Genomic DNA, 14,742 nt, shown 5'->3' with positions numbered 1-14,742 from the left:
AAATGAGTGAGCACAACAATGAATCTCTTTTAAAAAATTCCGGCAGTTTGATGGATGACATGTTAACTAACCCGTTTGGAGATGATGAGCTCCAACTAGCACCTCAAAAAGAGCTAAAAAAAGGCGATGAAAAACCTGTCCGGCTAATTGATGTTATACCGGAGGAAAATAAGGCGAAAGCATACCAGCTTGCGGAAATGATTGATCCGACGAATCATCAAGCGATGATTTCCTATGGAACTCAAGCGCAGGCCAAACTTCTTACTTTTTCTCACGCCATGCTGGAGCATGTGCAAAAGAAGGATGTTGGCGAGGTTGGAGAGATCATCAATGATTTAATGAAGCGTTTGAATGAGGTAAGTCCCGATGAACTGAAAACGGAAAAGCCCTCGTTTTTTTCAAGAATGTTTGGCAAGCTTTCGGGCTCTATCCAGGAGGTGCTTTCGAAGTATCAGAAGACTGGTGCTCAAATCGACCGCATCAGCGTCAAGCTCGATCGGAGTAAAAATGTACTGCTATCGGACATTGCTATGCTTGAAAAGCTGTACGAAAACAATAAGGAGTATTTTCATGCATTGAATGTATATATTGCTGCGGGCGAACTCAAACTCGAGGAATTGCAGAACAAGACTATTCCAGAGATGAAAAAAGCTGCAGCGGCTACTAGCGATCAGATGAAGTTTCAGGAAGTCAATGACATGATTCAGTTTGCAGACAGGCTGGATAAGCGTCTCCATGATTTGAAGCTTAGCCGGGAGATCACTATACAAAGTGCGCCGCAGATTCGGCTGATTCAAAATACGAACCAGGCGCTTGCGGAAAAAATCCAGTCTTCCATCATGACGGCTATCCCGCTTTGGAAGAATCAAGTGGCGATTGCGCTCACATTGCTGCGCCAGCGAAGCGCAGTCGAAGCGCAAAAACAAGTGAGCAAAACGACAAATGAACTTCTTGTAAAAAATGCAGAAATGCTGAAAACGAACTCGATTGAAACAGCACGTGAAAACGAACGTGGCCTTGTCGATATCGAAACATTGAAGAAGACGCAGGAAAGTTTAATTACAACGCTCGAAGAAACGCTCCGAATCCAGGAAGAAGGACGGAACAAGCGCAGACAAGCTGAGCAAGACCTTGCAGTAATGGAAGATGACCTCCGCCGCAAACTCCTGGAAATCAAGGACAAATAAGAGTACTGCATCACCGCCCTAAATCCCTAAAGCGTGCCTGACCCCCGGCGCGGTGATGCGATAAAGCACAGATGCTCCTTTAAACAAAAAGGAGGCTGTGCTTTTTGTTGTTGACTGCCACCTATTAAAGGAATAAAATGGATTTAGAGGTTTATCACTCTGCAATACAACTCTAAACCATGAAAAGGCAGGAGGGATTTCCGTTGGGACGCAGACATCGAATCTGGTACCCAGGCGCCACCTATCACCTTACTGCAAGGGGAAATAGGAGAGCAGCCATATTTAATGAAAGTGAAGATTTCAAGAAGTACTTAACTATTTTACAGGACGTCCGCATGCATCAACCCTTCACATTACACTCCTACTGTTTAATGACCAATCACCTTCATCTCCAACTCGAAACAAACGATTCTCCCATTCAATCCATTATGAAAGAGATACAATTCCGGTATGCAGTGTATTTTAATCAAAAGTTCAAACTCGACGGTCATGTTTTCCAGGGCAGATACGGAGCTAAGGTTATTGAAAACACGGATTACTTTCTCCAAGTTAGTCGTTACATCCACCGCAATCCTCTTGAATCAGGCATGGTGACAGCCATGGAAGATTATCCATGGAGCAGCTTTTCTTCCTACGTTCTCGGCAAGGCAAATCCCCATATTGATCCATTAAAAACCCTATCTTACTTCAGAGAGCCAGCACATGAAGAATACCGACGCTATGTTGAAACACCGATAGAAGAGCTAGTTGGCGAAAACGGTGAAATCGTCTGGATACCGCATTAATAAACTAAATCATCAAAGCGTGCCTGTCCCCCAATGCGCTAATACGATAAAGTTAATTGTAATCCCACAGCAGCAGCATGTCTCCGTCTTCCTGAACGACAATTACCTCCTGTTGAAAGTGGAATATCCCGTACTTTCCTTTGTAGCTTTGTGTGACAAGAAAGCGAAACCCATCAGCAAATTTCTTGCCTTCAGCTTCTATTCTCCAGTTTTTCACTTTCCCCGCACTCTCAATAGAATAGGAAAAGGTGTCCGCTCCAAAGTGACCCATGAACACATGCGTCCGATCCTGGATAAATACGGCTTTGGGAAACTTCTCTTTCAGTAGAGGATGTAAGAGCTCCCACGATTCAGAGTAATTTCCTTCTTGTTCTTCTTGATAAAATTGCTCAACAGCCCGTTCTGCTTGGCTTTCGAGTGAGATAAATTTATAAAAAATTGCCGCTAATACTAAGAAAGAAAAACAGATTAGCAACAGTTTTAAAGTGGGCGAATATCTTTTTCTCATTCATCTTGCCTCCATAAGAGGTTTTTTTCCATTTTATGTGAAAGAGATAACTATTAGACCGAGAGATTCAATAACTATTCATTCCTTTATATTTATATAATAAGAGAAAGCAGCCTAGGAAACCCAGGCTGCTTATAACCTTTAATGCACCAAAGTACCGCAGCGTGCCTGACCCCCAGCACTTTAATGTGCGAAAGCGGATTGCCGCTCTGCTTCACCCGCTCTGCCAATAGGGAATAGCAAAAAAGAGGCCATGCAGGCTGAGCCTACATGACCTCTTTAATATGGTTAGATGCGTTTCGCACCAAGATATCTAGGTTTCCAGTAAGAATTGCTTGTGCTTGCAATAGATACTCCGTAAGAAGTTGCTGAGTGGATCATTTTGCCGTTTCCGATGTAGATAGCTACGTGAGATACTCTACCAGGTGCGCCTGTTGCGTAGAACATCAGGTCCCCGGGTGAAAGGGATGAAACTGGCCTTCCAGTTGAAGCCATCTGGGAAGCGGTGCGCGGCAAGCTTTTGCCTGCTTTCTTGTAGGAGTAACCGACAAATCCAGAGCAGTCAAATCCGCTAGGTGATGTTCCGCCGTAACGGTATCTAACACCAAGGTTGCTCTTCGCGATAGCAACTGCTTTTGTGCGGTAGTTTGAGCTAGGAGCAGCAGGTTTTCTTGTCGTAATAAAGCTAGAGCTGACATAACCTTGTTTTCCATTGGCGGATACCCTTGCCCAGCCTTTGGACTGAGAATACACTGTAAGGGCTTTGCCTTTTGTCAGCCTTGTGATGATCGCGGCACGTGTCGATGGAGCCTTGCGGACATTTAAAGAACCAGAGTCGATATTTACATAATAGGTCTTTCCAGCAGCATGAGCCTTATCCAATGACGGTGCAACAGCGGCAGCAAGAGCAAAAAATAATAAAACAGATAGTATTCTCTTTAACAAGGTGTTATACCCCCGATTGCTAGTTGGTAAACTAAGTATAATCGGAAAGGGGTTACATTCAAATAACAGCATCATTACATTTTTATTACAAACAACGACACAGGGAAAATATAAATTGTTACATTTTCCCTGATATGAGACCCATATAAACAAAAAAAGAGACAGCATTCGATTATGCTATCTCTCCGATTATTCACTTTGAGATATTTTTTGCGACCGATAACTAATCGCTTTGAGGATAAACAGCTTCTCTTGTCTCGACAGCATACTCCAGCTTCCAGCTCTGATTTTCATTACAATCACTCCTATTAAAAAGATAAAAAACAATCTCCATAGGTTACTGGTTAAAATCTGGTATTCTTATACTTACTTTATACCGCCATTCATTAAGGATCAAACAACAAAAATATCTACATATTTCCCGAGAAATAATCTGTATTTTGGCATATTCCCGTTCTTTTTGGGGAAATTTAGATGGAAAGGGGTGATTTCACCATCTTTCTATCGAAAAAATACGATAGATTAAACTGGAACATCCTCTATATTTTCGTACATAATAAAACAAATGAGGAAAACCTCTTATTAAACAGCTAAACACGTGCCGTACAATATATAACAATCTTATATTTAACGTAAGGAGGAGAAGTGATGTGCAAGGCAATCTCTAAAATCCGATTTCACTGGCATACCTTTTGGCATAAACATAATAAAGCCTTGGTGAAAGATGCGCACTGTGAAGTTCTCAAGGCAAAACTAATTGAAAAAGCGCGCTATCACTGTTCAAAAGCAATCCGGTTACAAACAGAAATAAGGTCACAATCGTAATAACATAATAGTAATAATAATAATAATAAGTGAGTGGCAAGCCTTTTTCTGCACCAAAGTACCAGACAAGTCTCGTATAAACCCTTGCTTTTTGCAAGGGGAAAATATAATAGTAATAATTCCCTTCTTCTTTTGCCTTTCGGTGGGGAGAGTTGGTGGAAGAAAGCAGTTGATCGCTTCTTTTCCACCAACTGTTATGTCATCTAATATTGCTGAGTTAATTGTCGCGAATGATCTGCATCAAAACTTTCCGTACATGTTTTCAATACTTTTAAACGTAGAATAGAAGCCATATCTGAGGTGCTTCTCAATTTATTATAAGCCTTTCCTCCAGAACCTAACATAAAACTAGAATACTTTAAAAAGTTATTTACGCCATTAACTCTATTTTCCCCTAACATGAAAAGCAATTTATCTAGTGCTTTTTCATAAATAGTTAGGTCAACGAGATTTAAACGCTTTAATTCTTCTAGAAGTTCTAAAAGTCCTCCAACTCCATGACATAAGCAATAACTTTCCCCTCTTAAGTTAATCTGATCATTTAGCAGTGCCTGATATAGAAGGGAGGACTTTTTGGCAATATCTCCTCTAAGTTCGCTATAGCCGTTGTCCAATAATTCAATTCTGGCTAATAGAATCCCAACAATGCCATAGCATATATAATACTTACTACAACTCATGTCTCTTAAATCAGTATAATTGATATACCCTTCATCGTAATAGTTCTCTTCCATTGTAATGAATTGGTTTATTAACATTTTATGAGCATCAGAACCCCTCATTCGATCATAGCGAGATAGCGCAAGGATTAAACCACTGTAACCATGAGATAATCCAATTCTTGAATCACTGTCTAACAGTTCATTGTGCCGCTTCTTCAATGTTTTTACAAACGAATTTAAAATATCGTCCACTCGGTCATTAATATCTTGATTAGTAATATTTAGATTGATTTCTGAAAGGACGGTTATCATTCCTGATAGTCCTGTAAAATAGTCAAGGCTTTTAATGGCTGCTTCGTTGTCAATAGGAATTTCATTCAGTTCTTTTAACAATTCACGCAAGAAATAGCTCTCTCCTGTTAATTTGTATGCATTTAAATGTAAATATAAACTGGCACTGACCCCATTAAACCCTGTAACCTCTTCCCTGCTGTAGGTTTTCCAATTCTTCATCGTGTTAAATATTTGAATAAAACGCTCTGTTTCGATATTTAATTCATCCTTGCAAAATAAAAGTAAAAGGAGGTTCCCGCCATATTCAAAAATTGAAGGAGTAATGGGGGAAAGAGTCATTTTTGAACCTGAAAAGGTCGGTAAGAGAGCTGAAGTTGAGTCATTTAATGTTTGAAATATATTGTTAAACTCCTCTAAAAATTTTAGTGGGTCATTTTCACCTAGAAAAACAGACTCCCTGCTTATCGATGCGTCATTGCAATAATTATAGTTATAGATGAGGAGAGAACTCTCTATGTTATTTAATTCCTGGAGTAAACGGTTAGAGTTGAAATTCAAAATTCTCCCTTTAATATTTTCTTCAATTGATGTTGAAAAATAGTTTTCTGCAATAATTTCCCCTTCCGAGTACAGGTCATATGAGTTGTGATAAGTGTAAAATAACGGAATATCACCGTCACAGAGACTTTCCATCTCTTTTTGAATGATTGCGGGGGCTTTTGATTTTCCTAAGTTGCTGAATAGTTGAGTATCCCGTTCTAACTCCTTTAGGTAATAAGCTTCTAAGGATATATTTAAATACTTTGCGTAAATGTGGGTAGGTCTGATAACTTGCCGGATTTGTGAGTCTTTAATAATTGAAAGCAACTGGTCGTACATTTTTTCCGGCTCTTGTAACACGATTCTGCAAAAATGAAGAAAACCTCGTTTTATATCACCTGTATACATGCTAGGTGTTTGCTTTGTTCCATTTAAATAAATATTATTTTTCTGTTCCTCTAGGAAAGGATTTTCCTCAGCAATCTCCAATTCTCCCTCAGAATTAATCATTGTTTTGGAATTTGTATAGTGAAATTTGGAAACTGTCCCCTTTTCTCCTGTTAGTGCGGATATATTTAAATAATTTTCGCTCATTTCAAAAGGATAAACCATGCTTTGGAAAATGGAATTCGACATAAGGTTATAAAGATCATTATGAGTGTTATTCTTTTCGAAATCGGTAATGTCAGAAATGGTTTCCAAGTCAATAAAAACGGGTACTTCCCCGTTTACAATTAAATTTTCAAAGTGCATATCTGTTGAACATAAAAAGTAAAACGATGCGGAAATAAACCCAATATTGTAAAAATAATTCCTTACACTTTCCAGAGAATGATGATGAGGTTTATACTCGATTACCTCGTGCAAGGAAAAGTGCTGGTAGTTAAAGATTTTGTATTTGTATTCAGGAATGTATTGTGAAATAAAGTTCATAAATTTCACATCAATACTTGAGTTTCGCGGCTTATAAATGTACTTTTCTCCATCCAATTCAACAAAACAGACTGTTCTTCCTTTATTATGGGTATCTCCGAGGGAGACTTCCATATTGTCGATATGGTCAAAATGATTTTTTCGCTTATGTAAGTTTAAGTTATTTTTGATTTCTTCCATAAAAAGAAGAAAGTGATTAATCGTTGTCCTAATCTTCCTTTCCATAAGGGGGAAATTTTGTTTTAAAGAGAAAAAATACGGACTAGATTTAACTTCATCGTTAAATTTTTTCAGCGCGACGTCTGGCGCTAAATGAAAGTGCTCTTTGTAGCCCTCATATTCAGAATGTAAAACATTTATAACAATTGGAACCAGTTGTTTTTTCAGCTGATCTATTAAATTGGCAGCTAGCTCTTCACCTAAAAAGTGGGTAAGTCTTTCCTCTACTTTGTGAAGAGCTATTTCCCTATCATGAAAAGAATGAAGGATGTCTATAAAACTATGTGACATTTGTAAGAACCTCCTAGAATTCATATTTTGTTTGGATATGACAACAATACCATATTTATGTCGTATTTTTGTAAATATTTTGTAAATATACTTACTTTAAATTACTAATCATGTTATATATTGTTATATCAGGAAGGGGGTGAACTAAATGACAAAAGAGCAAAAGGAATTAATGGTTGCTGAAATGGAAAAAGATTATCTTGTAGAACTTGAACAATTTGAATCTGTGAACGTTGCCGGTGGTGGATTATCTTCTCTGCTGGGAAATGACGGGAAATTTTGCACTCTTACAGTGGAATGCATGCCTTCATGCAACTAGTAAATTCCGAATACTTACTATTGAATGAAAATTAAATTTTAGGGGGAGTTAACATGTTTTCAAAAGCTTTGGAAAAAAATGAAAAAAACGAAGGAATTTTGAGGGAATTATCGAACGCTGAGGGAGTAAATGGCGGAACTACAACTCTTCCATGTGTAGGCATTACAGTAACAATTTCAGTTTCCATGTGTCCTACAACTAAATGTACTTCTCAGTGCTAATCGATTTATATACTTAGAAAATATGGCTCTTTCTATTTTTTAATAGAAAGAGTCTACTATTTTGAGGTGTAAAAAAATGTTTTCAAGAAAAGTTCCTTATGTTGCGCAAGTGCAAGAGTCTGAATGTGGGTTGTGCTGTGTATCCATGGTCATGGGTTATTATGGTGAACATATATCTGTAAAATCGCTTTCTAAAATAGTTGAAGTAGGAAGAGATGGCGTCAGTTTAAATGATATGAAGGGCATTTTAGAAAGAAAACAATATGAAGTGAAATTGTATGAAGTCTCGACCTCAATGCTCGATAAGATAGAAAAAGCACCTTTAATTCTTTATTGGAACAATTCCCATTTTGTTGTTCTTGAAAGTATAAGGAAGAATGAATTTGTCATTGTTGATCCAAACATAGGAAGAATGAAGCTGAAAGAAGAGGAGTTTAAGAAATTTTTTAGCAACATCGTACTCTTGGCGACGCCGAAAGAAAATAAAGAATATATAAGCGAAAAAGAGAACTATTTCAAGGTATACACTGACTTTTTTAAAAGTGAAAAAAAGATCTTTTTATTATTATTGTTTATCTCCATTCTAAGTTATGCAGTAACGTTAGTAGCTCCAAATTTAATGAGATTTTTTACGGAGTACTATGAAAACAAGCAGCAGGTAGCGAATCTCCGGAACTTTCTGTGGATCATTCTTGCCATTTTCTCCTTTCTTATGATTTATACTCTTAGAAGTTTGGTCGTTATCAAGTTCTCCGCAGCAATGGATAAAAGCATATACATTAAAGTAATAAACAAAATGTTTCATGTTCCTTACAGCTTTTTTTTAACAAGGAATTCCAGCGACTTAATGTATAGGCTTGGATTGTTAAAAACTAATAGAGAGTATCTGATAAACACGGTATTGATGGGGCTCATAGATTTTGGGATGGTTATAACCGTTAATATAATGATGTTTTATATTAATCCTGCTCTCGTTGTATATACATTGTTAGCAAGTTTCCTTATGGGAGTTATATTGGTTTACATAAGAAAAATTATTTTAAAAAATCATAAGCTTGAAATCCTCCAAGGCACGAAGCTGCAGTCGCTTGAATATGAAACGATGTCTGCAATGTTTACGGTAAAAGCAGGAAATCAGGAATCCTTTATGAACAAGCTATTGAATGAACAATATGTAAAATCGTTGGAGTTTTATAAAAAGAGAACATTTTCGAATGATCTCTATTCCATGGTTATCTCTGCATTTTCCATTTTTGGCCCAGTATGTCTATTTTTAGTGATTATTTTTGTTTTGGAATCGGAAATAAGTATTGGTAAGGCAATCTTTGGTTACACCCTTTTAGGCATATATTTCAGCAGTTTAGGAAGCATATTTACAGCTTTTAATGTATATGGAACCTTGAAGAATAATTTAGAGCGTATCTCAGATATTCTCGAACACCCTTCTGACACAAACAGATCGGATTCCATCGAAATCAATGAAATTGAAACAATTGAGTTTAAAGATGTCTACTTTAAATATCCGGGACAAAAGAGTTACGTTCTAAAGAATTTAAATTTCACCATTCACAGTGGCGAAAAAGTGGCGTTCGTAGGCAAAACCGGTTCCGGAAAGTCAACAATAATTGGACTAATATTGGGCTTATATTCTCCTAATCAAGGGGAGATTCTTATTAATGGGTACAAGTTGGAAATGCTCGACAAAGAAAAATTAAAGTCATTAATAGGGTTCGTTCCCCAGGAGCCGTTTATATTCAATAAGTCTATAAAAGAAAATATAGTAATGAACCAGGACATCCCAATGGAAAAAGTAGAAGAAGTTTGCAGAGTCGCGCAAATATATGAAGAGATTCATCTTATGCCAATGAAGTATGAAACGGTAGTATCTGAATCTGGCCAAAATATTTCCGGCGGCCAAAAGCAAAGGATTATCCTCGCCAGATCATTAGTGAATAACCCGGAGCTAATCATCCTTGATGAAGCAACCAGCTCTCTTGATAATTTAACAGAAAAAGCGATTACTTCTTATTTTAAAAACAACAATAAAACGCAAATTGTAATAGCCCATAGGCTAAGCACCATTTTAAACTCCGATACTATTTTTATTTTGGAGGATGGGGTGATCATGGAATCAGGAAGCCATGAATATCTCTTAGTGAATAGCCAATCTTATCGTGAACTTAATAGAGAAAGTGAGGTAGCTTATAGTTGAATACTCACAATTTAATTCAAGTAACAAGTCGTTACCAATCGGATAAAGACTATCACTGTGAACATTATAAATTTGGGTTTGTTTATAAAAGGATTCTTAGCTATGTCCTTGAGCAGAACAAATGGATGAACATCCTGGAACCAGCTTTCCAGGATGTTTTAAAAGATATACATTCTTTCTCCATGAGAGTGATTTCAAGGGCCGTTACTATTTACCTGAATAACTTATATAAAGATTCGTTAAATAAAGTGAAAGATTTCCAAGAATTTTACTCTATGTATAAAAAGGAATTTATTGCGGACAATAAAAAGTTTAATGAATTTTTCAGTATATTTCCTGAAGCGATATCGATTCTCTATAACTATTATAATCAAACACTAAATAATGTAGAGTACCTTCTCCAATTACTAGAAGAAAATAAAAGCGCGATACAACAGAAATTCTCCATTAGTGAAGCGGAATATCAGCTGCTATCTTTTGATTTAAGTAAAGGAGATAAACACGAAAATGGTCGGTGTACTGCTTCCGTGAAAATCGGAAAGGAAAATTTCTTTGTTAAATGGAAAGATGCTAAAGCTGAGATGAACCACCAGCATCTTTATGAATATTTGAGAGAATGCTTACATATGAATGGCCCCGAAGTTGACTTGGATATTTTAACATTAGATCAATTCTATATACAAAGAGAAATAATAGTGGAGGATATAGATTGCGTCGAGACATACTTTAAAAATGTTGGTATTTTTTTGTTCACCACATATTTAATATCGGGATCAGACTTCCATTATGAAAACATTATTTCAACAAAAGATACAATCATCACAATAGATTCGGAGAATATTTTTAATATAAAAGAGGATTTCACTGTTTATGATACAGCCTTATTGCCTTCCTTTTCCATAAGGGAGAAGACACTCGCCGCATTCTCCAATAATTTCGAGGGTGATTTAGATATTTTGAAGTATGTATACGAAATCACCAAGAAAGGTATAGAAGTAAGGAAAGTTATTGAGAAAAAGGGGAGTGTTCACCTTAATATCCCTAAATATAAAGGCGAAGAACTTATCTTTTATCAATATAAAAATTTTATTATGGAGGGATTTAAGAAATCATATGAGTTTTTCCTTGATAACAAACTGGAAATGATGAATAAAATGGAAAGTCTGTTTACCGGAATACAAAATAGAATTATTAAAAAACACACCTACATATACAGTGATGCTATTTGGTCCAGTTATGCCCCGAAGCTTCTGACGGCAAGGAAATGGAGAGAAGAGTTTTTCAGAACGCTCGAAATTTTTGAGGAAAATGAAATTAACTTTCTTCTAGAGGGGAACATTCCAAGTTTCCGCCAAGAAATCAATATTGATCCACAATATTATCATAAGTTTTGCATGCTCGATTTGAAGAAACAACTACAGTTTATTGAGGAAGCCTATATTCTTGAGCAAGTTCGAAGTGGAAGCAATCCAGTAAGTAAAAATGTCTCCTCCCATAATGGGGACTTAAATGACATTTTTCTTCATTGCTATGAAAATTTAATGCAAAAAAGTTTTTATAGTGAGAATAATAGGCTGAATTGGTTAGAAATTGTAGAAAAAGGAAACGACTTATATAAGGATTATCAGGTGGACTATATGCCTGACACTCTTTATTACGGTAAAGTGGGTATATACTTATATTTATTGAAATATAGTCAGCATTTCAAAATGAAAACGCGTGAAGAAAACGAATTGCAGTTGCAAATACGATTATTTATTGAGGATTTTCAAAAGGACATCGACAATAATCCATCAATGCAGAATGGGATATTTGACGGTGCGGCCGGACTGCTGTATCTAATGGTAGAGTTTGAAAAGAATAATCCTAGTTACAAAGAAGAAATAATCAAAACAATTGAAAAGTTGGGCAGGAATGTATCGCATGATCTCTCCTTTGATATAGTATCAGGAAGTGTTGGCCTGTTAAAAGCACTGCTTGATATTTATCATGCGGAAAGATTCAAAAACTATAGACACATCCTCAAAGAAAATATCATCCTTGTCAAAAATCACCTTGTGACAAATTATTACAAACAAAATAATGTCTCCGGTTGGCTTGCAAAGGAAAAAAGCGGCATCGATATTAGTTTCGGTTATTCCCATGGAATTGCTGGCTATCTTCCTGTTTTGTTCCAATGTGCAAAATTACTTGATGATCAAGAATTATTTAGAATCGTGGACGATTGTTTGGAATTTTTAAATTCCGCTAACAATAGTACGACGAAGAATTGGCCTTGTTCCATTCAAAATAAGAAGGAGTTGGATAATTGGTGCCATGGCGCTCCTGGCATTTTACTTTCACTTACGGAACTCCTCAATGAAGGCTATGCAAAAGGAAACTTAAAAGAGGTCATTTATCATAATTTATCAACACTGGAACAAAGTGAAAAGCAATCTTTATCCTTATGCCATGGGAAATTCGGTAATTATTTTATTGGTATATATATAGCCTATTCCTTAAAAGACGAGGTTCTGTATAACAAGTTTATGAAGAAATTGGAGGATGGTCTCACCAGTTATTTCTCCGTTGACGATATAAATGGAATGAATAAATCATTTATGACCGGATATAGCGGTATTTTATTTATGTACTTACTATTTTTAGAAAAAAACATTATCCGATCGAATAATGTTTTGTTGGCACAATAAAAACATTCCAATTGTAGATAAAAGGTAGTTTCGTCTTTTTGAGTAAAGCGCACTTTACATTTTGTATGGTTTGTTTTACAATATGTATATACTTTAATTTGGGGGTGCAGGGATGAAGATAATAAACGTTTCTAAAACCTATAAAGATCATACGGTACTAGCAAATGCTCAAATGGAATTAGAGCGGGGGACCATTAATGGGCTTGTTGGGAAGAACGGTGCAGGTAAGACAACCCTTATGAAAATCATTTGCGGGAATATCGTTAACTTTGAAGGAAGAGTTGAGATTCCCGCAAACACTTCAGTAGGTTATTTAATTGAACATCCAAAGTTTTATGCTCATGAATCTGGACTGTTTAACTTGAAGTATTTTCAGCAAATATTTACGAATAAGGTCGATATGAATTTCTTGAACAAAATTATTGATACTTTAGAAATGAAACAATACATGAATAAAAAAGTTCGGAATTATTCATTGGGGATGAAACAAAGACTAGGAATAGCAATTGCTTTATTAAGGAAACCTGACTATTTAATTTTGGATGAACCGACTAATGGAATGGATCCTGAGGGGACAATTAGTATTTTGACAACCATTAAACAAATAGCAAAAGAAAACAATATGGCTATATTAATATCCAGCCATAAACTAGAAGACATAGAGTTCATTAGCGACAATATCATTTATATTGATGGTGGAAGAATTAAGGATATTGTCAATAAACAAAACCTGACGAATTCGGGTCTTATTGTTTTTACTTTTTCGCAGAAAGATGTTAAAGCGGCATATGCTATTTTGCAAGATGGTATAAGGAATGTTCAAGTTGAAGGTAATATCATCAAAACAGAATATATGGAGGATTACTCTGAAATCCTTAAAAATCTAGCTGCTAACAACATATTCCCTTTAAATATTGAGAAGAAAGTCACTTCAGTTAAAGATTATTATTTCCATTTATCCGAGAAGGGGGAAGAAGTACTATGATAGCATCAAAACTGTTCTGGCTTGATGTAAGAGGTCTTCACTCTAAATTTTATCTATATGTCGCATTAATTGGTTCTATCTTCCCTGCTTTTGGGATTGCATACTCGATCAAAAACCTTGATGGCCCGTTTACGATTCTTCATGTTACTTCTTTTTATGCACTATTTGGAAGTATCCTTTGTGTCAGCTTCGGAATGAACTTGTTTACAAAGGATATGGGCAGTGGTGTAAATACATTGATTTTCAATAGCCAAACCAATAGAAAGAAATACGTCCTCTCTAAATTTACTGGTTTCCTATACATCGGGCTTGTTTTCGGTATTACTTGCTCGCTAATGACATTGGGGATGGCTTATTATTTAAATTCCACAGTGGAACTAAGTCTTTATTTGAAAAGCATCTTAAACTACATTCTATTCTCTGTTTTATATGCCACCTTCTTTTTATTCATCAGTTTATTTTATCGAAAAGTAACTGTTTTATTTGTCATAGCAGTATTGTCCATTTCTTTTCTCCCTAATTTAGTGAGTACGCTGCTCGAGGGAAATATACTTCCGGCCAGTGTAGAGAAGATCGTTGAAAAAGTTCCGTTTTACTTTTTCCCTATTTTAATTGGTTCTCACAATTTAAGTGGAATGGAATATTTGATAGTTGCATTATCAATAGTAGTGGTTTTGCTCTGCTCCCTTTTTGCGATATCCAAACAAGATTACTAATGAAGCATATGAAGGGGTTTATTATGGAAAAGCATGAAGAAGTAATCATGAATAGGGTGTATGAATATAGGGTATTAAATAAATTAACTCAGCAAGAACTGGCAAAAGAAATTGGGGTTTCGAGACAAACAATAATTGTGATGGAAAAGAATAAATACGTTCCTTCTTTATTACTAGCCTTTAAAATAGCTAAATATTTTAAAGTAAATATAGAAGAAATATTCAGCTTTGAAGGAGGAAATACAGATGCTTGAAGCTCTGGACCAATGGATAGGGGCTGACAGAAGTAACTTTAATTTATATGTAGGGTTACTGTTATGTATCTTTTTGTTTTCAATTGTCACTTTAGGAATTTTAGCATACAGAATAGGAGAGCTGGATGAAAGGCGGAAAGCAATACAACTGAAGGT

12 protein-coding genes are annotated in these 14,742 nt (G+C 36.0%); 9 read left to right on the top strand and 3 right to left on the bottom strand.

Annotated elements, in window-relative coordinates:
- The first annotated feature begins 2 nt into the window (after nucleotides 1-2).
- Nucleotides 3-1,187, top strand: a complete 1,185-nt coding sequence (locus BQ5796_RS14505) for a toxic anion resistance protein (protein WP_071460869.1) — start codon at nucleotides 3-5, stop codon at nucleotides 1,185-1,187.
- 203 nt (nucleotides 1,188-1,390) lie between these two features.
- A complete protein-coding gene (locus BQ5796_RS14500; RefSeq protein ID WP_071460868.1) occupies nucleotides 1,391-1,972 on the top strand; it encodes an REP-associated tyrosine transposase in 582 nt (193 codons plus the stop codon).
- Nucleotides 1,973-2,024: 52 nt separating this feature from the next.
- On the opposite strand, the gene BQ5796_RS14495 is transcribed toward BQ5796_RS14500, so the two are convergent.
- From BQ5796_RS14495 to lanM, 3 genes are all read right to left on the bottom strand, one after another.
- Complete coding sequence (locus tag BQ5796_RS14495) at nucleotides 2,025-2,480, bottom strand: hypothetical protein (protein WP_071460867.1); 456 nt, start codon at nucleotides 2,478-2,480, stop codon at nucleotides 2,025-2,027.
- A gap of 288 nt (nucleotides 2,481-2,768) precedes the next feature.
- Nucleotides 2,769-3,425 (bottom strand): C40 family peptidase, encoded by a 657-nt coding sequence (locus BQ5796_RS14490; RefSeq protein WP_159431004.1) that lies wholly within the window; start codon nucleotides 3,423-3,425, stop codon nucleotides 2,769-2,771.
- 1,028 nt (nucleotides 3,426-4,453) lie between these two features.
- Nucleotides 4,454-7,189 (bottom strand): type 2 lanthipeptide synthetase LanM, encoded by a 2,736-nt coding sequence (gene lanM / locus BQ5796_RS14485; RefSeq protein ID WP_071460866.1) that lies wholly within the window; start codon nucleotides 7,187-7,189, stop codon nucleotides 4,454-4,456.
- A 148-nt stretch (nucleotides 7,190-7,337) separates the two neighbouring features.
- Here lanM and BQ5796_RS17475 point away from each other — a divergent pair, with 148 nt between their 5' ends.
- From BQ5796_RS17475 to BQ5796_RS14460, 7 genes are all read left to right on the top strand, one after another.
- The gene (locus BQ5796_RS17475; protein ID WP_083413135.1) at nucleotides 7,338-7,508 is read left to right on the top strand and encodes a lichenicidin alpha family lanthipeptide; all 171 of its coding nucleotides are present in this window, start codon (nucleotides 7,338-7,340) and stop codon (nucleotides 7,506-7,508) included.
- 53 nt (nucleotides 7,509-7,561) lie between these two features.
- Entirely contained in the window at nucleotides 7,562-7,729 is a 168-nt protein-coding gene (locus BQ5796_RS18310; protein ID WP_200792886.1) for a class II lanthipeptide, LchA2/BrtA2 family, read from the top strand.
- A gap of 76 nt (nucleotides 7,730-7,805) precedes the next feature.
- A complete protein-coding gene (locus BQ5796_RS14480) occupies nucleotides 7,806-9,941 on the top strand; it encodes a peptidase domain-containing ABC transporter (RefSeq protein ID WP_071460865.1) in 2,136 nt (711 codons plus the stop codon).
- Nucleotides 9,938-12,631 (top strand): lanthionine synthetase LanC family protein, encoded by a 2,694-nt coding sequence (locus BQ5796_RS14475; protein WP_071460864.1) that lies wholly within the window; start codon nucleotides 9,938-9,940, stop codon nucleotides 12,629-12,631. The genes BQ5796_RS14480 and BQ5796_RS14475 overlap by 4 nt, the downstream gene beginning before the upstream one ends.
- 112 nt (nucleotides 12,632-12,743) lie before the next feature.
- Nucleotides 12,744-13,616 carry an ABC transporter ATP-binding protein gene (locus BQ5796_RS14470; protein WP_071460863.1) on the top strand — a complete coding sequence of 291 codons (873 nt, stop codon included), beginning with the start codon at nucleotides 12,744-12,746 and terminating at the stop codon, nucleotides 13,614-13,616.
- Nucleotides 13,613-14,332, top strand: coding sequence for a P-loop NTPase family protein (locus BQ5796_RS14465; RefSeq protein WP_071460862.1), 720 nt, complete (start codon nucleotides 13,613-13,615; stop codon nucleotides 14,330-14,332). Before BQ5796_RS14470 ends, BQ5796_RS14465 begins: the two co-directional genes overlap by 4 nt.
- Before the next feature lie 23 nt (nucleotides 14,333-14,355).
- Nucleotides 14,356-14,586, top strand: coding sequence for a helix-turn-helix transcriptional regulator (locus tag BQ5796_RS14460; RefSeq protein WP_071460861.1), 231 nt, complete (start codon nucleotides 14,356-14,358; stop codon nucleotides 14,584-14,586).
- Nucleotides 14,587-14,742 lie beyond the last annotated feature (156 nt).

Origin of the sequence: Bacillus massilinigeriensis (genome assembly GCF_900111815.1) — a bacterium.
In the GTDB taxonomy this organism is placed as follows: domain Bacteria; phylum Bacillota; class Bacilli; order Bacillales; family Cytobacillaceae; genus Mesobacillus_C; species Mesobacillus_C mediterraneensis.
Note: the sequence above shows the minus strand (reverse complement) of the source record. Positions and strands in the feature narration are given on the sequence as shown.